At 40.1% G+C, this 23,484-nt stretch carries 8 protein-coding genes; all 8 read right to left on the bottom strand.

Annotation, left to right across the window (positions count from 1 at the left end):
• Positions 1–273: 273 nt before the first annotated feature.
• A complete protein-coding gene (locus tag MMU05_RS10250; protein ID WP_241141592.1) occupies positions 274–1,620 on the bottom strand; it encodes a sensor histidine kinase in 1,347 nt (448 codons plus the stop codon).
• 30 nt (positions 1,621–1,650) lie between these two features.
• Positions 1,651–3,432: a cyclic nucleotide-binding and patatin-like phospholipase domain-containing protein gene (locus tag MMU05_RS10245; protein ID WP_241141591.1), complete on the bottom strand. Its 1,782-nt coding sequence runs from the start codon at positions 3,430–3,432 to the stop codon at positions 1,651–1,653.
• A gap of 407 nt (positions 3,433–3,839) precedes the next feature.
• Positions 3,840–5,618 carry a patatin-like phospholipase family protein gene (locus MMU05_RS10240; protein WP_241141590.1) on the bottom strand — a complete coding sequence of 593 codons (1,779 nt, stop codon included), beginning with the start codon at positions 5,616–5,618 and terminating at the stop codon, positions 3,840–3,842.
• Between the two features lie 300 nt (positions 5,619–5,918).
• Positions 5,919–8,717, bottom strand: a complete 2,799-nt coding sequence (locus MMU05_RS10235; protein ID WP_241141589.1) for a tetratricopeptide repeat protein — start codon at positions 8,715–8,717, stop codon at positions 5,919–5,921.
• A 166-nt stretch (positions 8,718–8,883) separates the two neighbouring features.
• Positions 8,884–11,085: a tetratricopeptide repeat-containing sensor histidine kinase gene (locus MMU05_RS10230; RefSeq protein WP_241141588.1), complete on the bottom strand. Its 2,202-nt coding sequence runs from the start codon at positions 11,083–11,085 to the stop codon at positions 8,884–8,886.
• A gap of 382 nt (positions 11,086–11,467) precedes the next feature.
• Entirely contained in the window at positions 11,468–17,716 is a 6,249-nt protein-coding gene (locus MMU05_RS10225; protein WP_241141587.1) for a S8 family serine peptidase, read from the bottom strand.
• Between the two features lie 1,006 nt (positions 17,717–18,722).
• Positions 18,723–20,327 (bottom strand): cation:proton antiporter domain-containing protein, encoded by a 1,605-nt coding sequence (locus MMU05_RS10220; protein ID WP_241141586.1) that lies wholly within the window; start codon positions 20,325–20,327, stop codon positions 18,723–18,725.
• A 608-nt stretch (positions 20,328–20,935) separates the two neighbouring features.
• Positions 20,936–23,484 (bottom strand): sensor histidine kinase (locus MMU05_RS10215; RefSeq protein WP_241141585.1); only part of this gene is annotated, 2,549 nt, incomplete at its 5' end.

The raw sequence follows: 23,484 nt of genomic DNA, 5'->3' as shown, positions 1-23,484 counted from the left end.
AGTTTACGGAACTATCATTCGACTGGGCAACCCCATGTTTAGGAATTAAAACCAGATAAATTATGAAAGAAACAAAAATGACTTGAATTTTTTTTATTCCTTTATTGGGTATGGTTGGTTTTTCCATGAATTGAAACCTATATCAATATAAATTGTAAAATACGTATTCTATTTGATATTTGGAAAGTTGATAATTTTTAGATCAAAATTGAGTTTGTTGGTACTCCATTGTTGATCACCACAGTTTTTCTGAAGATGCCTGAAAATCAAGGGCTAAATAGGCAATTCGATGATAAACTCAGTTCCCTTTCCCTTTTCGGATTTAATTTTAATTTCACCTCCATGGGCTTTGATGATATCATAGCTCAATGATAGTCCCAATCCTGTTCCTTGGCCGGTGGGTTTGGTGGTAAAGAATGGTTGGAATATTTTTTCTCTTATATCCTCAGGTATGCCGGGGCCATTATCTGAGACAGTGATTTGTACTTTTGAACCAAGTTTTTTGGTAGAAACAGTTACCATAGGTTTTAAATCTGAATGGTGTTTTCTGTATTCTGAATTTCCACAGGCGTAGAATGCGTTGTTTATTAGGTTAAGGAAGACCCGACCAATATCCTGAGGAACGATGTTCACTTTTGGCAAAGCCGGATCAAAATCCATTTTAAAACCAGCATTGAAGGTTTTGTCTTTTGCCCGCAATCCATGGTAGGACAACCTTAAGAATTCATCTGCCAATTCATTGATATCAGTCGGTTCCTTTTGCCCGGATCCTGTCCTGCTGTGCTGCAGCATCCCTTTGACAATGCCGTCAGCTCTCTTGCCGTGGTGATGGATTTTTTTGAGGTTTTCGATGACATCCTGAGAAATGGCTTTGGCTTCTTCAAGATCTCCTTTGTCCAACTCCTCCTGAAGTTCCTGAAGCAGCTCTTCACTGACTTCGGAAAAGTTATTGACAAAATTCAGCGGGTTTTGGATCTCATGGGCGATTCCTGCAGTCAGTTCTCCCAATGAAGCCATTTTCTCAGCGTGGATCAGCTGACTTTGGGTGGACTTCAGTTCAGTTAAAGTTTTTTCAAGTTCTTCTTTTTGCCGGGTAAGTTCGGCAGTACGTGCGGTGACTTGAATTTCCAATTCAGCCTTAAGTTTTTGAGAAATCTCATACTCTCTTTCCTTTTCTAAGGCTTTGAGCCGTTCTATCTCCAGTGCTTTTTTCTGTTTTCTTCCGCTCCACCAAATGGATAAGGCCCAAAGTATGGCAAAGAATTCAGCTGCTTCAAAGTAATTTTCGATCTTTTCAAAAAAATCAGTACCCACAATTTCAATCAATTGACCAGCAAAAGAAATGGTCATGTATGGCAGAATGGCATAGACCAAAGATTTTCCTTTAGAAAAACCCGGTACCCTGTAGGAAAGGTAAGTGACCCCACCAAACAAAATGATTGTTAAGATTACCAGCAAGGAATTGGGTAACAAGTGGGTAACTTCAAAAAAACATAGCGCCGCACCTACCCCTATTCCTATCTTGAGCAACTTCTCCCATTTAGAAAAATCAACAGTTAATTCTCTGTTTTTGCGGAGATAGTTTATGATGAAAATCGAAATGATATTTTCTAAAATCATAATCCTATTTTATTTCTTATTCAGTGGTCATTAGGAATTTTTTATCCAGAATTTCTCCTCTAGCGGCAGTTTTTCCAGATAGGATATCGTTTGATCATTTCCTTTTTTGACCACTCTTTTCCAATTGGCATCATCCAACAGGCTTACTGCCCTCAAGTTGATTTCAAAATAGAGTGATACTTTTGATTTGTTGATTTCCTCACGCTGTCTTGGATTGAAGGTCATTGAGTTTAACATTACAGTTGTTGCAACAGGGTTGTCCTGCCGTGATTTCTTCATAAACTTTCCTTTGATTTGATCCCATACAGAAGGAAGATTGTTTAAATCAATTTTTTCCGGTTCTGAACCTGTCAGGGAAACCGCAATGATATGTTTTACAGGATACCGATACATGGGGTCTATTGGAATATTTTCAGATAACCCACCATCTACGTAAATCTGATTTTCGACCACCACAGGAGGAAAGATTCCGGGAGATGAAAAACTTTCCTGAATCTGTTGCCAGACTAATCCGGTATTATGGATTTTGACTTCATTTTTGGACATATCTGTAGAAACACAGTATGAAGTGATCCAAAGGTCTTCCAAGTTTGTCTCTTTGAAGATTTTTCGTGAAAATTCACCGATTTTTTTCCCACTGTTTTTGGAAAGAAAGGTTAGGAAAAAGTCATTTATTCCAAATTCTTCAGAAGTTGATTTTTCACAGATGTCATTGATTTTATCAAAATCAAAACCAGAATATGCCATACTGATTCCATACAGAGCTCCGGCACTTGAACCTCCGAGAAAATCAAATTCAACACCTGCTTTTAAAAGGGCCTTCACTGCCCCTGTATGGGCGTAACCTTTTGAGCCGCTACCCCCGAGGACCAAACCCACAGCCTGATTCGTGATTATCCTGCAAATCCTCCTCATATCCATGATGTTGTTTTTCCTTGCATGAATATGTAAATGGATATTTCTGTTTTTGAACCACCGGGCAGTATTTTCAGGGACAGGGCTATTTTCAGGGTGCAATAGCAACAAGTATTTTTTCCTGTTTAGTATGTTATTTTCATAAAGCTTATGATTCTTTTCTATATCATAGAGATTAGCCTCTGCATAAAAATCCGAGGCCAGAATGATCAAATCCGCATATAGCAGGCATTGTTTCGTCCATTCTGAATCTTTGCCGCTACACACCAATAAATTGACTCCATTATGGGATTCCATAAGTTCCAAGGCAGGTGAGGAACCATCATTTTTCTTAAAAGCCCTATCCAGTACCTGTGCCTGAATAGAAAGGGCTTCCAGGTTAATTTTTATTTCATCTATCCATGGGCTAAGATCAAACTCTTCCTGGAGTTGAATGAAAACAATATTTTTTGGAATGGCTTCAACCTTTTGTTCCAGTACATTTCTGCGCATTCTGTTGATCACAAACTTTGTCAATGCCGAAGCAAAGTGAGGGTTTTTGGCAACTACAGCATGATATTCTGCTTTGCTGATTTTCAATACCACTGATTTTCGGATCGCCAGTACAGCCGCCATTCTAGGCTCATCTGTAAAAAGAGCAAGTTCACCCACAGGTTCACCTTCGCCAATATCGCCTAAAATCGTAATACCGGACTTTTCCTCGTTGATTGCCCTTAATCTGCCCGATAAAACAACATATAGATCATTTTCGCAATCTCCCTGCCTGAACAAATACTCGCCTGCGTCAAGCTCTGTTTTTATGCCTCCTTCAAAAATTTGCCTAAGGCTCTTTTCTTCCATCTCCCCAAAAAGATTGCTAAGGAGTTCTCGGTAATGATCATCAAAATTATTTTTCATTGCCATCGATTTTATTTTTTTTAATTTATGTGGATTTTTGCTAAAAAAGTAAATTATTTGGAAAAACTGTTTCACATATTGTGTGTTTTCTCCGTTTGGCCATAGTAAAGAAGGTTTTTTGACAGAATATGGAGATGAATCTTTTTTTTGTATGAGGAGATGCGATAAATAGGTCCAAAAGCAAGTAGTGTAAATTATAAAAGAATTAGAAGGTAAAACTTAAAATCTGTATGTCTTTCCATTTACATCATAGAATTCATATCCAAAATCAAAATGATTTATTTACCTGTCCTATTTTGATTTCTTTGCAACAAATTCACAAGGGAAAGGCGAAATTTAATTTGCATCAAACCAGCCTATCTAATGTTTTTTTTAGGTATTAGAAAAACAATATCGCCAATTTTTACTTACCAAAATTTCTTTTCGTCAGGAAAATTATCCAATGCGTCTTTCATCTGATCATGACCCTTTTTGACAATTTCCTTCCACTTGGTATCGTCCAGCATCCCAATTCCTTTGAGTTCCATTTCGAGATAAATTGCCACGCCGGATTTTGTCATTTCCTGTTTTTGCCTGCTATTTAAAGTAAGGGAATTGACCAGAATAGAGCTAATGCCCGGAATTCGGTATTTTTTCTTTCCGGTGATTTTATTCCAAATGAGCTTTGACGCTGTGGGGGTTTCATCAAAATCCACCTCTTGGGTTCTCAGTTGGCTGAGGGAAATCGCAATGATATGCTGGACAGGATATTTGTACATAGTCTCGATGGGAAGATTGTCTACAACCCCACCGTCCACGTGGAGTTGATTGTCAATGACCACAGGGGGGTAAATTCCCGGAATCGCGATACTCGCTTCAATTTGTTTTCGTGCGAGTCCTCTTTCATGAATTTTGATAGTGGAATTGGAATAGTTTGTTGAAACGCAATAACTCCCCACCCAAAAATCCTCCAAATAAGTGTCACCCATCATTTTCTTCACGTAGTTGCTCATTTTTTTTCCTGACATGATGGATAATAAAGGAATGGTGAAATCATTGGAGGTAAGTTTGCTTTCAGCAGATTCCCTGCTATAATGGTTTATTTTGTCCTTGTCAAAATCCGAAAATGAAGCCGTGAGTCCATAAAGGGCTCCTGCACTGGTACCGCCCAAAAAGTCGATTTCCAATCCTTCTTCATAAAGTGCAAGAATAGCACCCAAATGCGCAAATCCTTTTGCTCCACCACCTCCAAGAACCAGTCCAATGGCTTTGTTTGCAAGAATCCTTGCAAAACGCCTGATATCCGGTCCGTGATTTTTACGGTAGTGGATGTGTAGGTCTATTTTTCTGTTTTCAAACCATCTTCTGGTGTTTTGAGGAAATTTAGCATCTTCGGGATGAAGGAGTAAAAGATAGATTTTCTTATTGAGGATATTATTCGAATATAAATCCAATTGCCTTTCAATTTCCTGCAAGCTGCTATCTGCATAAAAGTCTGCTGCCATGACAATCAAATCAGCGTAGATGATGCATTGGCGGGACCAAGCCAAATCCTCATCTGTACTCACTAAAAAATTCAATCCCTCATGTTGCTCCAAGGTATCATACATGGTCTGCAATTCCAGATTGGCATGTGAATCATGGTCCAAAATCTGAATGCTCACATTCAGTGACTCAAACTGCACCTTGATCGCTTCAGTATATTCTGAGATATCATTTTCTGATTGAAGATTGATGACGGCAATATTCTTGGCAGATGTCTCAAGATGCTTTTGTAAACTGTTTCTTCGGAGCCTATTGACTACAAATCGGGTTAGCTTGGTAGAGAAAGCCGGGTGGTTAGCTACTATTTTAAGGTATTCATTTTCCTTCAGTTCCAATGCGATGGACTTTCGGATGGCGACTACGGATGCAGATCTGGGTTCTGCCATAAAAAGCGCAAATTCACCTATCGGTTCCCCCTCTCCTATATCCCCAAGTGCATGCAAAGTCCCGTCACTCTGCTCGGCAAGTGCCCGGAATCTGCCCGACAATACTATGTAAAGTGAATTGTCCTTATCCCCTTGATGGAAAAGAAATGACCCTGTGTCCAGTTCCAGGACTTTGCCTTTTTCAAGTATTTGTGTCAACAATTCGTCATCCAGTTCACCAAATAGGCGGAGTAGAATGGCACGGTTATGTGGATTGTGGCTTAAATTTGGGTCCAATATTTTAGAGTTTAAATTTTGCTTTGTTAAGGCGGCTTAAAGTATATGTAAATAGGAAAGCACCAAAACCTTATTTTTTTAAGTGGTTGGTTTTCCATGTTTTTCCATGAATCGATTTTTTTTGAATAAATATTTGGACAAGATCCATAAACTTGAGACAGGATTAGGGTATTACCTGAAGCTCTTTGTCCAACATATTTCAAAAATGAACGCATAAGAAAAAGGGAAATAAACTTTCCTTGTCAAATCAATGGGTTGATAAGCAACGCTTAAAAGGAATACAATATCGAGATGATCATTTCAGGTTAGGGGCAAGGTGATAATAAACGAAGTGCCTCCCTGTTCTTCAGATTGCCCAACTCCACCTTTGGATTCCACGGTTATTTCTCCACCATGCGCTTTTACAATATCATAGCTCAAAGACAACCCCAATCCTGTCCCCTGTCCCGTAGGCTTGGTGGTGAAGAAAGGCTGGAAGATTTTGTCTTTGATATCAGCAGGGATACCTGAACCATTGTCAGAGATGGTTAACTCGACCACTTTGTCAAGTTTTTTGGTCTGTACAACCACCACAGGTTTATAATCAGGAATTCCTGATTTCGATTTTTTGTCGACCGCATAAAATGCATTATTGATGATGTTGAGAAATACCCTTCCCATGTCCTGAGGTACCACCGGGATTTTAGGCAAATCAGGATCAAAATCCATTTTAAAATCTGCGTTGAAGCTTTTATCCTTCGCCCTTAAGCCATGATAAGAAAGTCTAAGAAATTCATCTGCAAGGGTATTGATATCGGTAGGAACAGCCTCTCCTGAGCTTGTTCTGCTGTGCTGAAGCATTCCTTTTACAATAGAATCAGCCCGCTTACCATGGTGCTTGATTTTGATGAGGTTTTGCTTGATATCGCCAAGGATTTCGCTGACCAATGTTTCGTCCCTTGATTCAGGGCTTTTTGCTCTTTCTTCTTCTATCTCTTCAATCAGTTCATTGCTGACTTCTGAAAAATTATTCACAAAATTCAGCGGATTTTGGATCTCATGGGCAATGCCTGCGGTGAGTTCTCCTAGGGAAGCCATCTTCTCGGATTGGACAAGTTGCTTCTGCGTTTCCTGAAGCGTATTTATTGTTGTATTCAGTTTATGGAAAGATTCCGCATTGTCCAAGGCTATTGCTGAATACAAAGCAATCGTGCGCAGCATATAAAGATGGTAATCTGTAAACGTATTTTGTTTGAAACTTTGCACGGTGACCACTCCAAACATTTTTCCTTTCACTTTTAAGGGAATATAGATCAGGGATACTGGAACCTTACCTTCTGAAGCTGTGGGCATTTTTTGGAGGTATTTGCCATACTCTTCGTTCAGATCATTGATGATTATTTCATTTCCACTGTTAAAGCATAGTGCCGCAAGTTTATTAGGGTCTTGAATGGAGTTGGTATATGGGGGCAAAGCTTCCCCATTTTCATAAGTCGATGGAAAATCCAAGGTTTTGGTTTCGTCATGGAAAATCCCTATGCCAAATATGGAAGCATCCATTAGCCCATTTACATTGTTGTAAACAGTACCAATGATCTTGTCTACCGATAATGAAGCAGTGATCTGTCTACCTATCTCACCGAGTAACTCGACATTGTTATATGATTTTTCGAGACTGTCTTTTTGAATGGCAAGCTGCCTTGCCTTTTCATCAATTTCCAGTTTTTGTTTTTGAAGGAGACGGTTGGCTTTTTGTTTTTGACGGATATTCCGTACCAGAAGAAAGGCTGTAATCAAAATAAGTCCCAATACAATCAAGGCACTGATCAAAAAGTTTTGCTGCAATTTCCGCTGTTCATTGAGCAATGCAATTTCATCTTCTTTTAATTGCATTTCGAAATTATGTTCCAACAAAGTTGATCTGTTTCTGATTTCATCACTTTGCATGCTATCCCTGTAGCTGATGTATAGGTTCCTGTAGGTGTATGCGTTCTTATAGTCATTGTTAAGCAAAAATGCTTCTGATAATGCTTTAGCATTTTCCCGCAAATCTTCCATATACCTTGTTTTGACTGCCAAACCATAGCCCTTTTCAGCATAATATAAAGCACTGTCAGCCCTGTTTTCCTTAAAATGTGCACGGGAAAGAATGCCATAGATCCATGATTCCAAATCAGTCGCACCCAATTCTTTGGCAATAGGCAATGCCTGATAGGCATTATCAAATGCAAGCTGCAAACTGTCCAAGTGGATGTACACGTCAGCCATGTTTCCTTTAAAAAGCAACTTATTAAGGGCAATGGTTGTAATGGAAAGGGCCCGCTTATAGTAACTAAGGGCCTCAGGGTATTTTTGTGTAAGCCTGTAATTTTCCCCTAAACCATTATAAAGAGTACTGAGTTGGTCGTTTCCTAATCCAAGCTTTTTGATCAGATCAGGTAGTTTTTGAAAATATTCATTTGATTTTCCATGATCTCCTATCTGTGCATACAGGTTACCCAAATTTAAATATGCGGAATATAAAAAATACTCATTAGCTTGTTCTTGGACCCTTTTTAAAGCCTGCATACCATAGTCCATTGCTTTCCCAAAATCACCAAGGCTTGCGTATATATTGGAGAGAAAATTCTGTGAACGAAGTATGTATTCTTTATTATTAAGTTCTTCTGCTAGACTTTCTCCTTTCAGTCCCCAGGAAAGTGCCTCCCTTAAATCCCCACTTGATTCATTAGTATTCCCTTTTATTATAAATACCTGCCACTGCAGTGATTGATCTTCGGTAAATTTTGCCAAGGAATCGGCTAGCTCAATTGATTTTATGGCTGCTTCTGGCTTGCCCTTGAGAAGATTAGCCCTTGACATATTTACTTGTGCATAGCCTTCACCAACTAAATATTTTAAATCCCGCGAAAGGTTGAGTGCTTCTAAAGCAAATTGCTCCATTTCATCTCCGGAAACTAATGGAGGGGTTATGCAAATTCTATTCAACATGTTTACCCTAACCGTATCCTGTTTGGTATACTCTTGGATCTGTTTTCTTAGTTTTTCAATTTCCAATGACTGTGCTTGGCAAAAAATGGAAAAGGCAATAAGTACGAAACATAAAAAGACTTTTTTCATACAGTGACGAATTTTTGCTTGGTGATTTTGATATTCTGAAATATAAATAAAAAGTTGGTATTTGAAAAAAGCACTACCATCAAGTCTCCTTCAAATTTTAGGATAATTACTTTGATTAGAAAAGCAGGGTCAAAGTATCATCCTATCTACGAAAGGCCCCACCCTTTTATGAAGGCAAAGTGATGGTAAATGCAGTTCCTGTCAGGCCTTCACCACTTTTTGATTCCACTCTGATCTCTCCTCCATGGGCCTTCACGATATCATAACTCAAACTCAAACCCAAACCCGTTCCCTGCCCTGTCGGCTTGGTGGTGAAAAACGGTTGGAAGATCTTGTCCCTGATGGCATCGGGGATACCGGGACCATTGTCTTTTATGGTTATCTCTATTCTATTGCCTAGATTCTTTGTAGAAACAGTTACTGTTGGTTTTATTTCAGCATTCCGAATTCTATCCTTATAGCTTTGTGAATCAGTATTGCCAAAAGCCTGGAAAGCGTTATTCATCATATTTAGCAGCACCCTACCGATATTTTGGGGAATGATATTGACTTTGGGTAAGCTGGAATCGAATTCAGTCGCTATTGCTATTGGGAATAATTCTCCATTGAATGACTTGTCTTTTGCCTGAATGCCGTGGGAAGAAAGTCTCAGATATTCCTCGCACAATGCATTGATATCTGTTGGTTCCTTTTCTCCTGTACTTGGACGGCTGTGGGCTAGCATTCCTTTTACAATGGCATCTGCCCGCTTGCCATGGTGCGCGATTTTTTCAAGATTCGATTTGACATCTTTCAAAATTTCGCTCACCAATGTTTCGCTCCTTTTCTCCTGACTTTTGGCTCGTTCAAGTTCTATTTCATCTATCAATTCACTGCTGACTTCTGAGAAATTGTTTACAAAATTCAGTGGGTTTTGTATTTCGTGTGCCACCCCCGCGGTCAATTCCCCTAGTGAGGCCATTTTCTCGGATTGGATAAGTTGGGCTTGGGCAGATTTCAATTGGTCAAAGGCAGATTCCACTTTTTCCCTTTGGGCATGGATTTCTTCCTTCTGAACCTGCAGTAAGCGATTGGCTTTTTGCTTGCTGAGGTTATTGCGGAAAAGCGAAATGCTGATAATCACAAACATCAATAATCCTCCCAAAGAAGCAAAAATGATAATCCTCTGATTGAAAACTGCGGCATTTTTTAATTCTGTATTTTTTTGAAGGAGTTCTATCTGGGCTTCTTTTTTGTCCAGTTCAGATTCAAATCGAAGTTGTTGAATCATCTTCTCTGTACTTGTTTTCGCAATTTCTTCCCTTACAGTTTTAGCATTTATTTCATTTTCATAAGCGGCTTTATAATCCCCGATAGAAGCCTGTATTTCGGATAAATTCAAATACACTTCCACCAATTCATCTTTGGCATCAATCTCTTTTGCAATTAACTTAGCTCTTTCCAAAGTAATGATCGCAGCCTCAAAATCCTCCTGCTTTCTTTGAGTTTTGGCCAAGCCAATGAGAACTTGAGTCAGTTCAAATTTGGCATCCAATTTTTCCGCGACATCCAAAGCCCGTCTGTGAAAACCAAAAGCTTTTTGGAAATTGCCTAAAGAGGCATAAATCTCTCCCAGCTGTGTAAGGGGAAACGCCGCGTCAAGGGTGCCATCACTAAGCTCTAAAGCCAATTGATGAAAATAAATGGCTGAATCATACTTTGATTCTATAAAATAAATCTCCCCAATATTCATGGAAGCGGTAGCCATTCCTTGTACCATATTTATTCCCTTAAATACTTCCAGAGATTTCTTGAAAAAAGTCAGCGCTTCATTCATTGTGCTTCTGTTCTTCTGGTATACTGTTCCGATATTATTGAAGGAAGTTCCTATTCTTAGCTTGTTGTCTAATTGCTCAGAAATTTTGAGGGATTCAAAATGCAGTTCCAGTGCTTTGGTACTGTTTCCCATCATAAAGTAAATGGAACCAAGGTTACTTAGGATATTTGCTTCGCCTGTCTTGTCATTGATATCATGAAAATGTTTCAATGCTTCTTGAAAGTGTAAAATCCCTTCCGGAAAATTCCCTTGAGTGGCTGAAGCTCTTCCTTTAGAATTATAGGCATTTCCAAGACCTTTTTTGTAATTTATTTTAGTCCCCAATTCGATGGCTTCATCTAGGTAAAAAATGGCTCGTTTTACATCCGAACCAAGCAACTCCCGACCCAATTCTACATACTGATTTACTTTTAGACTATCGTCACCCAGTTTTTCAAGCCCAATTAACAAACTATCTACTTTACTGGTTTGCGCCAAACTTCCGCTTGCAGATGAAAAAACTGAAAGTGAAAAAAGCAGTAAAAATTTAAAAATAAATATGTAACGGTTCATGGACCTAATAAAATGTTAGTAGTGGGATATGTTCAATTGAATATTTTTATTATCCGCAATCTCTTGCACTTAAAAATGTACTTTTTTTGGCTAAAAACCAAACTTACCTTATCCCAATTGATTTCCTGTTTTATATTCGGTGGCACCCAAGCATTGGATTTGAATAGAACCTATCAAACACGAGGTGGTGCAGAGGGCCAAATAACCAAATCTACCATATTGCATTCAATATCCTGATGAAAAATTTACCAACAGAAAGTCAGAGACTTTCCTGCCAATTAGCCTGAATAGGAGCAATTTGAATTATCATTCAGTTGGGAGAAAAAACAAAAAAGAATGGAAGTGACTTCCATTCTTTTTTACTATTCCAAGTTTTTTACTATTACTGATTATGTTTGATCACCCGGATGGATTTGACACCTTCCAAGGTATTGATATTGATGATATAAAAACCAACATGCATTTGGGAAAAGTCCAATTCCAGACGGCTTTCATTTTCAAACCAAACTTTTGGCAATTGGTGACTTCTTCCCATGGCATCCAATATCACCAAAGAAGATGAATTAGGTTCTTCTTCCACAAGACCTCTCAGGCTCAGACTCATTCTGTCTTTTACCGGATTAGGATAAGCTATCAACTCTCCTGATGGTCCATCCTGCTGAAGTGTTGAAATTCCTTCAGAAATTGCCAATTCGGAGATTGTTTCAGTTGAAAGAGGTTGAGTTCTTGCAGATTGAAGGTTGGTTACAAGAGGTCGGATGGCAATTGCCTGGGCAACCCAATGCTCGCTCAGTGATGCAGTTGCTCTAAAATCTCCGGTTCTGCCCGGTTCACTTTGGATATAATAAGCCATCATATTGGAAGTTAATCCTTGTTGGTTATTTGGATCATCATAAACCTCGATGGTTCCTGCCGGAGGAGTCCATGTTGCATTTTTCTTATTGGTGTAGAATAGCATAACCATGGTATTGCAATCCATTGTTGTCAGAGATGGCGCAGTTGCAATCAAAGACTGGGCACCTGACAAGCCACTTGAAACAACAATTGGGCCATCAGGATGATTAATGTCAGCCCCACTCACTCTTGATATACCCATTGTCCATTTCGGACTTTGACTGATTCTGAATCTATAGGTCAAGGGCTCATTGTTGCTGGTAATCACTTTGTAATAAGTCACCATAGCCACTTGATTAAGTTGATTGACACGGCGAATAAGTATCCAAGTGTTATCCGGAGGGGTTATAGACGGAGCTTGACCTTTTTCAAACATCAAACCTACAATCAATAAGTCTCCAGTTTTGGTATTGGCTGGTCTGCTTATGGTGGCTGAATTACTTGTATTGCCACTTCCTTTTGCAGTGTTGAATTCACCCATAACCGGAGCTTTGTTGATACAACCAATGATTATCAGAGAAGCATAAGCTGAACTTGCAGGTTTATAATTCGCATTGCCAGCAAAATTCGCTATGACTTGGTAAGTGCCGGGGAGAACAGGAGCCGAAACAGTCGGACCATAAATAGTACTACCGGTTCCTTCATACAGTATAGTAATTAAAGACAAATCAAGGAAATCCTGCATTCCCCCTATGCCATAGGCAAATGCAGTAGCCTCAATGGGCTCCCCATCAAACTCAAACAAACCTCCCGTCACAGAAACCGTTGGAGTTGCTTTGTCTACTGTAAGTCCACCCCGAGTGACTGTACCAAGGGTATAATTAGAAGGTTGAATAAGGCTTATGATTGGATCAATCTCGTAAATACCGGCCCCAATTAATCCACTGCTTGGGAAAGTCGCGTTTTCTTTCAATAAAGAATATCCAACAGGCTCATCAATTACAGATTCTTCATCGTCTTCCACAGTCACCGGAGCTCCATTAGGATCAAGGAAACTGCTTTTGACTTCAAATCCCTCAAATTCAGTTGAATATTGTGGGGCAGGATCACCAAACTCAATCATATCAGGATTGGCACTTGTAGTTGCCGTAAGGGTAGCCGGAGTAATAGTAAGGTCTGCCGTCTCATAGGAAACAGAAAAGTTTCTGGATATAAATGTTCCTGGAATGATAAATTGTTCTCCCACATCTATTCCTGACACCATGCTGACGGAGAAGAATTGAAGGTTGAAATCGTCTTGTTCACTGTCAGGGTTATCTTCACCAAAATCATAAACATCTTCATCATTCAATAGAGTAGCACCTTCAAGGTCTTTTTCTCCAAAAATCACCAAGGTGTTGTTCTCCTCATCTTCTTCACTACCGGTGCTATTGATTATGGTCTGTGAGTTGAAGATGACGCGTCCATTTAGTATTGTTCTTGCATTGACAATTGTCCGACTATTGATTATGGTTTGTCCATTGATGATGGACTTGGAATTAATTATGGTCTGTCCATTGACTATTGTCTTGGCATTAAATATAGTGCGGGAATTAATCATGGATTTCCCATTGATGGTCACAGGAATTAATGCCTGATCTTCCTGATCATTATTGAAATAATCCACGAAAGACTCAGCAGGGACATCAAATGCGGAATTGGTGATAAGAGTACGTGCATTGGTGATAAGAGTACGTCCATTGGTGAAAAGAGTACGTCCATTGAGCATGGTTTTGGCACTCACCATAAAACTTTTGTTCGTAAAAATGGCTTTGTCAAGTATAGTCCTACCATTAAAAATACCCAATGGAAGGCTATTGTCACCAGGTTGTTTTGCCAATGCAAGATCTTGGAAATACTGCGAAAGAATGGCGTCTTTGAGGCTTTGTACATCTGCTATTTTTGTTTTTTCCTCAAATTCAATCAACTCTTGAGGTATGATCACATCAAATTTTAAGGCTTCGCTGATGGATTCCCCATACTTTAATGCTGAGTCACCTGTCAGGTCTATTGGTTTGATGGTAATTGGCAAGGCCTCCACTGTGATGATGCCGGGACCATATGGCCCGAAGTCATTGCTTGTTCCGTCATAGAAGATATTTCCATCCTGTTGTTCCACGCCGACGTAATTGTAAAAATCAGAGAAAGCAAAACCAGTCTGAGGATGTGAAGCAGTAATAATATAAGTACCCACTTCAGCCAAGTCACCACTGATGGTACTTGTAATAGTTAATGGTTTCAATGAAGTGTCCACATTTGCCGGATTTAAGGTAACCCCAACATCTTCAAGTGTCAATTCACTTAGCACCCACTCATCGTTAACTCTTTCGTAGACACTAGCTGTAAAGGGCTCTCGAATCTGAGCGTACTTTTTGGTCATATCATCTGCACGGATGGCTATGGTTTTTTTGACGACATCAAAGAAAAAAACAGGGCCTGCTGTTCCACCGTCCAATCTTTCACCATCCGAATTTTCTTCCGAAATGCCATTGTTAACGACACCAATGGATGGATTGCCTTGGAACACAGGAATGGTTACCTCAAGGTATGACGAATCAGGGTTAAAGACTGATGGAATCACTTCGTCACGGAATAAAACTTCAGAATCTTCGTAAAATCCTGATCCGCGAATAATCAGCGTAAAGCTAACGTCTCCTACAAACCCACCCTTTGCCGCTGCATTTGTTGTATCCAATCGTATTATAGTAGGATTTGGTGCAGCCAAGGTGAGTAATGCCCTGTCAGCTCGCACAAGACCCGACCCGGATTTTATATCCTCGCCGGTATCATGCATGTCTTGGGCAGTAGTTTTTAACACTCTCCTGATATCGGTAGGCAAATTAACTTTTCCCCCAATCCAACCTGTCGGAATGGTTTCAGGATAATATTTGAGTCGGGCCTGCTTCACCAATGCAGCCACTGCGGCCACATGTGGTGCTGCAGCGGAAGTGCCAAAGAAGTTTGGAAATTGATCACCCTCTATATTGGGAGCACCAAAACTGACGGTGGTATTCCCTCCATTTGGTCCTGTAAAATCCGGTTTGTTGCGAATCACGCCATTGGTGGTTGTGCCTCCTCTTGAAGAGAAATTGGCAACAGTAAATGGCAATGTTCCATTTGGCACTAGTGCCGGGTTAAATCCAAAAACAGATGTATTGGCATAAAGTACCGCCCCTACTGACATGGCACCCTCAGCGTTGGCGTGACCAACAATGGTAGAAGCCTTTATGTTATTCGGATCTTCCGGGTCAAGTTCGCCTCTGAAAACCACATATTTGAATTTGATGCCTTTATTGGTATCAAGGTCGGCACCACAACTCTCGCATTCACGAGCGATCAAAAGATCTACAGTGGTTGGTTCTTTAATGGTGAACGAAAGGATTTCAAAAGGATCTCCGTTGGCATTATTACGGTTGAAACCAAATAAAGGAGTTCCGAAATCCTTAAGATAAATATCCAAGTCATATAAGCTACCATTTCCGTCAACAGAATAGAGTGGATCATCCCATTGAAGTACAATCATATAAACAGCAGGGCCATTTTGTCCGGGGAAGACTTTGATGGATTGTGTTGTATTCCCATTTCCGAATTGGTGAATACGGCCTCCGTTGGTCCATTCGCCTTCCTTCAGCGGTAAACTTATAGTAGGATCTATGACAGGATTAAACACTCCTTCAAAAGATTTAGTCCCAAAATTTCCCGCAGAAGTGAAATAGGAAACTCCTTTGGCAGTAACTTCATTCACCGCCTTTGCCACTTTTCCATCACTAAAGAAAGGTTCAGTTACATAGGTGATATCATCCACAATAATATCACTTCCCGCATCAGCCAAATCGCGAATACCTTGTGCAAAATCTCCCGCTGTAATCACGCCGGTCCGGAAGCCAAGCTTGGCACCTGGTGCTACATCATGTATAATCTGCAGCATGGCACGGCCTTCATCTGTACCAATACCAAATCTGCTTGGTAAATCCCTGTAGAAATAAAGACTGTCAGTGGCCGGTAGGTCTCCATTTCTTATATCAGTGTCTAAAGTATTGACGCCGGCATCATTCCGTGTTGCATAGCTATCCGAAAGCACACCGATTTTTATTCCTGTACCATCGATAGCTTGGTCACCCTCCTTGTGGACATAGCCCGCCCTCACGAGATTGGACCGCATCACCCTGTCGCCTTGTGTAGTAGTAGCACCTTTATTAGGAACACCTGGGATTGCCGGACGTACGGAGTTAATAGCTAAAGGAAAAAGGTTTAAATCCAACAATTTTCCAATTGGAATAAATCCTGCAAGGATCACCGAATTCGGATCTTGCTTAAGTTCTTCCTCCGTTGGGGTCACAAAACCCAAGCTATCCAAAATTGTTTTTGCTCTGGCAAACTTATCTTTCACATAGATGACTTCGACGAGAACTTCGTTTTTATCGATATAAAAAATTTCGTTGGATTCAACAGTTTGGCCTTGCTTGAAAATCTCAAAAAGGGCTTTTAATTCAGATCCAACCGGTTCATACACCTTGCCTTGGGAACAGATACCGAAAATCTGACGGTCATTAACAGTTACTTTAAATGTTTTGGTGATTCCACAACCACCTACTGCGGTAACCTCAATCAAATCGCCATCTGTAACTGTGATGGCTTCAGGAGTTTGAATCGTACTTCCGTTTCGTTTGAAAATCAGGTTGCCAAAACTGACCTTAACGTATTCTGTTAAATTTCCAACAGCAGTGTCACCACCATTCTCAGTACTACAAAGAACAGCATCTTCCACGGTAAGGGTCGGAGGTGTTTTCAATACTACATCTAGGCTACAAGTAGTGGGAGCACATGAGCCTTGGTTACTTACATTTACTGAGACAGAACCAGATCCGGTCCAGTTGACAGAAATGGAGTTTGTTCCCTGCCCTGTGGCAATTGTGCCTCCTGACACTGACCAATTATAATTGCTGGCGCCTGCAGGGACAGAATAGGTAGCTGAAGATCCTGCGCAAACCTCTGCGTCACCGGTTATTTCACAGTTAGGATCTAGGTCAATGGAGGTGGATGCAGCCTGTACGGACCTATCTTGACTGCCAACAGATTTACCATTCAACGAAACCAGTCTTGTATGATATGGGGAACCACTAATACTTGATGCTGAGTTGCCATCACCCCAATCTTTGGCATCAGCAATATGACCTCCCCAAGCAATGACCACTGTATTTCTATTTGCAGTAAAATTAATTCTTATTCGGGTTATAGCGGAGTTAGAAGTAGGGCTTTGCTGAACCACATAACTGACTGTACCAAACTGGCCACCATGAATTGCCAATCTTCTCTCTGATGCAGGCACTTGGTTAAAGCTGGCTGCGGGCATTCCGCTTACGGCACCAGGCACCGGTATTGAAGCATATTGATATGCGTTGCTCCCATAGGGAAGACCCGGGACCGGTTCTACCACTTCGCAGATCCTATCAAACCCGGTGATGTAATCAATGGCACTTTTTCCATTGGACCGGGTATCCCATTCTATTTCAATAACACCTTTGAAGCCACTCCGGATTTTAGAAATGGTGACACGGTAAGGAATGGATTGCCCTTCAAAAAAGTGGCTGTTTGAATTGTTGGAATTTCCTGTGGCCCAGTTTACCGGACTTACGGGGGCTTGATTAATCCCCCCGTTTTGTCCTTGCTCCAGTTTAACAGTTTGGGCGAAAGAAAAATTTGCCGCAAAAAGCAATAGTAGCATCAGCAAGTTGCGAAATGTGTAAAGTTTACGCATTGGAAAGTTATTTTAAGTTTGAAGAGTTATAATAGTTTTTAAAACTTAATGGTTTAGATGAAATAAAAAATAGATTCACCCAATTCAATAATTGTCATTTTTTAAATACAAAGTACAATTTACTTTTAATAAAAAGGACTTTCTAATATATGAAATAATTTTTGAAAATAATCTTAAATAAAATTTATAGGTTCTATTGAAAATTGTCATTGTTCTTCAAACGGAATAAAAAATAAAATAAAACGGCTAAAAATTGTAACTATTTTATTTATTTATTACTTACATAATAAAAAATACATTTATTTTTAAGTTTTTTTGACCATAATCCTAAATTTAATAACCTATCTATCGGTCATTTTTTTTGACTTAAACAACACTGATACCATGTATTTATGATCGTCAAAAACGGTTGCGATTGAATCAACACATTTAAAAACTAGATTTTTTTGTCAATATTTCGACGGCAGTTTTTTTTCTTAGTCTAAATTTTTGAAAGAATGCGCTTTTTGATTTCTTCAAATTACTTTGACGACTATTTAAAAATGGAAAAAAAAGAATGGGATCTATCTAAAAAATCAGCTTCCTTTAGAGAAGAAGTTTTATTCCTCACTTAAAAAATCTGATAAGAAACCAAGACCTTTGGAGGTGACATATATGTAGGAAATTTTTCTAAAGAATCAGGGAACCCATTCAAAAAAAGGATTTGAAAATATTTTTAGATCCATAGGTTTTTCCAAAATCATCACCCAGACAGCCGGATATTTCCAAACTCATTTTGAAAGAATGAACCCCGTAAAGTTTCCTTTGAGATTATGGTTTTGAGGGAAATTCTGTAAAAAACTCACTGCCCTTCGGATGTCCTTGCTTTCAACTCCCCGGCACGGGTCTTCACTAAAACTCAATCTCATTCCCATTATACCTTCCACTTATGGAATGGTGGTGGAGAAAAGTTGGAAGATTTTACCCAAATCTTTTGAGCGAGCCATTGCCGAAATTTAATTATGAACTAAACATCTTGTCTTTTAAGAACGTTGGCCACAAAATCATACCCCAGGTTTTCCTTGTATTCAAAAACGTAGTCTACACCAATCGACCTGTACTTTTCTGCATGGTCTGAGTACCTGCTCATTGCAAAAATTTTGAAAGGTCGGTCATTTATTCGGCCAATTTCTTTAATGGTTTGAATGTTTGCATTGAAATCTGCAACCGTCATAAAAACTGCTTTGATGTTTTTACAATCCACATTATCCCACAGTTCGCTGTCAGTGACATCCGCCCAAAGAACATTGTGTCCACCCTGCTGAACTGCCTCCACCAAATCAGGGTTAAAATCAAGACCCAATACCTTTTCACCGTGAATCTGCTGCAGTGAATGGAAGGTTGGCATTCCGACACTCCCGAGTCCAACCACCAGAATCTCTGCTTTCCCGAAGCTAAGCGGTTCGCAATCCATGCTTTGCTTTTTCCTGTTGAGTTTCAAAATAACACCCTTAAACCGGTCAAAGATGGCATGAGAGTGTACATTGAGAGGGGCTGCCAAAACAAATGACAAAGACATCAATATCGCCATTGCCACGATCCATTCATTGGTGAGTAAACCAATCTGTAGCCCTACTATGCCCACGATAAGCCCAAACTCACTGAAATTGGTCAGGCCCAAAGCACTGAGAAATGCGGTACGTGGCTGAAGTGAAAACCTGGATAGGATAAACAAAAAAAGCACCCCTTTGAGTAAGGCAAAAGGCAAAAGAATCATGGCCACACCGAATGTGGAAAAACTCGGCAAACCCACCATTCCAACATTTATAAAAAACGCGATGAGAAAAAAATCTTTGTACTCAGTCATCCGGCTATACAATTCATCCACCCTTGGATGGTTGACAAGCAACATTCCTATTACCAAAGCTCCCAGATCGGCCTTCAAGCCTACCAGGTTAAAACTCAACGCTCCTGCTACAAAAATGGAGAAGAACCCAAAGAATGAAAACAATTCCCCATGTTCCATTTGATGAAGCAGCCGACTTAGTATTTTCTGGAGAAGCCATAAAACTATGGGCAGCGCCAAAATCCAAGGTGATGGGATTTTCTTATCAGAGAAAGCAATGAAGAGAACGGCGAAAATATCCTGTATCACCAGAATTCCAATGGCAATCTTACCATGGTAAGAAGCCATCTCCCCGCGGGCTTCGAGGGTTTTTACCACGAAGACTGTACTGGAAAAGCTCAAGGCAAAACTCAACATCAGCGTACTTTCCAGACTCAGGTCTGAGAAAATACTGAGCCCGAAGTACATCAATAGCGTGAGAACACCCGACATAGCCAATATGATGAGCACCATGTGCAAGGTAGCCGAGACCCAGATTTCAGGCCTGAAGAGCTCTTTGAGCTTTAGCTTCAGGCCAATAGTGAAGAGCAAAATCATCACTCCTATATCTGCCAGTGCATCGATGTTGCTATTGATGTTTCCTTCCTGAAGACCTGAAAAATTGATCAGAAAACCTGCGATTAAGAACCCTACCAAAGGCGGAAGGCCGATACGCTTGGCGAGCACTCCACAAATAAAGGCTGCGGAGAGCCAGAAAGCAACCTGGTAAAAGGGATAGATATCCATAGGGATTGGATTTTTGTACAATTAAAAACTTTCCCGCCATCAAACCAAATGCTCTTACTAAGAGGGGTGTTCAATTTGGGAGGAACAGCGTTTTTAGCCAATAAAGCAAAAATGGAGGCAATAATGGATATTCTGTAGAACTCTATATCAGCAGTTACCTACCTATTTGAAATGGATTTCCGGTGGCTATGCTTGCTTTAAAAATGAAAGATAACCTGAATGCAGTAAAGAGAACCTCTAACTACCCCCCACCTCAAACACGGTGAATACACGGTATAAACACGGTCAAAATATAAGGGGAGGTGTACGGAGGATGGAAGGAAGGTGAACTTTAATATAACGGAACTACGGCTAGGCTTACAAGTTGGACTAGGTTGTAGGCACGTTTGGGGGCATTGGCGCAGTCCTCTCGAATCAGCCTCTCCCCTCTCAAGTTTACAGAAAGCACGATTAGAACTCTCCCATACTCCTCAGTCGTGTAGGTAGTAACAAGGAACCTTCCTATTTGCTCGAATATGGGCTAGGTATGAAGAATTGAAGAGGTTCCGACCCAAAAAACAAGCAACAAAAACCCAAGGAAATATCTTGGGGGATTCTTTAGGTAAAGATTAGTGAATGGGTAAAAGTAAAATAAAAGTTGTTCCCTTCCCCTCTTCCGATTGCACCTTGATCTCTCCCCCATGCGCCTTTACAATATCATAACTTAATGACAAGCCCAATCCAGTTCCCTGCCCGGTTGGCTTGGTAGTGAAGAAGGGTTGGAAGATTTTGTCTTTGATAGAGTCGGGGATGCCGGGGCCGTTGTCGGAAACTCTTATTTCTAGATTGTCTCCATTCTTCATCGTTGAGACCTTCACTAGAGGCTTTAATTCTGAATTATGATCCCGATAGCTATCGGGAAAGAATTCTGAATTGGTAAACGCTTGAAAAGCATTGTTGATGATATTCAACAGCACCCTTCCGATTTCCTGTGGGACCACATTGATTTTGGGAAGATTTGGATCGAAGTCGGTTACAAAGTCAGCGTTGAATGACTTATCCTTTGCACGCATGCCATGGTAGGACAGTCTCAAATATTCGTCCGCCAAGGCATTGATATCAGTGGGCACTTTCTCTCCCGAACTTGTTCTGCTGTGCTCGAGCATCCCCTTCACTATCGCATCCGCCCTTTTCCCGTGGTGGTTGATTTTTTCGAGATTTTGCTTGATATCTCCTAGAATTTCATCTTCTAACTCCAAGTCAATCTTGTCTCGATTCTTGCTTCTCGCCTCTCGGATCTCTTCAACCAACTCGGCGCTGACTTCCGAAAAATTATTGACAAAATTCAATGGATTCTGAATCTCATGGGCAATCCCGGCAGTCAGTTCACCGAGCGAAGCCATCTTTTCTGATTGGATGAGTTGGGCTTGGGTGGATTTTAAAGTTTGATGGGACTCTTCAAGACCTTTATGTGCATTCTCTAGCTGGTGGTAGGCCATCTCAATTTCTTTAGCCTGTGCCAGTTCTTTGTCTTTGTTTTTTTCTCTTTCTATCCTTATGGTTTTTGCTTTTTGAACCAAATGAATTTGCCAAACTGCGGTTAGCAATAAGATACTATAGATACTATATGCCCACCAAGTGCGGTACCAAGGTGCTAATACTGTAAAAGTATATGTAACAGGTTCCGTCCACATTCCATTGGCTCCCTGTGCTTTAACCTTAAAAGTATAAGAACCTTCATGAATATTTCCAAAAGAGGCATTTGACCTGTTGGTGACAGGGCTCCAGTTATCATCATACCCTTCCAAAAGATATTGGTACCTTACCATCTGTGGCCTTGAAGTCTCAATGGCAACAAATTCAAAAGAAACCTGATTGAGCTTATAGGGTAATACTAGATTTTGTGGAAGATGATAAAAAGGTGTTATACCATCAAACTCAAGATTTTTAAAGCGTTGTGTCATACTATCCCTTTCTGCTAATGTCAATTCCCTCCCGAAAAGGCTTACTTCGTCTGTGATGTAGGCAGGAACGGAAATACTGTCTAGCGGATTAACTTTTTCATCAATAAAATTGGATTTCCTGTTTTCATCACCAAACTCGATTAGAGTATGCCAGCTCACAGGTTCATCCTTCACTTTAACCGATTCAATTACAAGCATCGGAAGATCTTCATTCTTATTTAAGGCCTCATAATCAAATCGAACCAACCCTGATGATTCGGAGCCAGTGCCCGCCCAGATAATGCCTTTACTATCCAAAAGCATAGTGCCTTGTCCTCCATTCACATCTTTTACAGGATATCCTGTAGAAGTGTTGAAAATTTCCATATCGGTAAGGTTAGAAAGATCATCTGAAATATTAAAAATTGAAATCCCTAAATTAGTTCCTACGGCCATTTTTCCATTTGGCATTTGAAGGACTTGTGTTATATTATTATCAGGCAAACCTTCTGCGGTTCCAAAACTTCTAAATAAAGTAGCTGGAATACTATCTTGGTTCGAATGTTCTATATAGGATTCTAAATCCAAAAAACTTAAGCCTCCTACAGTTCCGAACCATAGATTACCTGATTTATCCTCTACAATACTCATAATATAATTATTGGCAAGACCATGAGCCGTTGTTAAATTGGTAAAAGTTTCGCCATCATAATAACTCAATCCACCTCCGTTAGTCCCAAACCAAAGGTTACCTGAACTATCTTCCATGCTACAGGAAATATCATCATGTGTCAGACCCTGGACGGTGGAAAAGTTAGTTATTGATTTGCCATCATACCGGCTCAGTCCTTTTCCATCTACTGTTCCAAACCAAAGATTTCCGGCCCTATCCTCGGTAATATTCCTAATTCCAGAATACACCAATCCTTGATCAGTGGTATAATTTGTAAAAGAATTACCATCATATCTGAAAACACCGAAAGCTGGGGTGCTCATCCATATGCTTCCATTTCTATCTTCTATGATGCTTGTAATTCCATTATCAAATTGCCCCAAGGCAAGATTAAAATCGGTAAATGATTTTCCATCATAATAACTTAGACCTCCTTCGTCAGTACTGAACCAAAGGTTTCCACCTTTATCTTCAGTGATGCTCACTACAAAAGAACTCGGCAAACCATGGGCTTTGGAAAATGTTGTGAATGATGGACCATCATAGCGACTGACGCCTCCTC

The sequence above is a fragment of the Cognataquiflexum rubidum genome (genome assembly GCF_022538115.1).
GTDB classification, from domain to species: domain Bacteria; phylum Bacteroidota; class Bacteroidia; order Cytophagales; family Cyclobacteriaceae; genus Cognataquiflexum; species Cognataquiflexum rubidum.
This window is presented reverse-complemented; position numbering and strand designations above follow the sequence as displayed.

Coding starts and splice junctions, on each gene's coding strand:
- MMU05_RS10250 (WP_241141592.1), bottom strand. CDS start 1,620: ATGATTTTAGAAAATATCATTTCGATTTTCATCATAAACTATCTCCGC.
- MMU05_RS10245 (WP_241141591.1), bottom strand. CDS start 3,432: ATGAAAAATAATTTTGATGATCATTACCGAGAACTCCTTAGCAATCTT.
- MMU05_RS10220 (WP_241141586.1), bottom strand. CDS start 20,327: ATGGATATCTATCCCTTTTACCAGGTTGCTTTCTGGCTCTCCGCAGCC.
- MMU05_RS10230 (WP_241141588.1), bottom strand. CDS start 11,085: ATGAACCGTTACATATTTATTTTTAAATTTTTACTGCTTTTTTCACTT.
- MMU05_RS10235 (WP_241141589.1), bottom strand. CDS start 8,717: ATGAAAAAAGTCTTTTTATGTTTCGTACTTATTGCCTTTTCCATTTTT.
- MMU05_RS10225 (WP_241141587.1), bottom strand. CDS start 17,716: ATGCGTAAACTTTACACATTTCGCAACTTGCTGATGCTACTATTGCTT.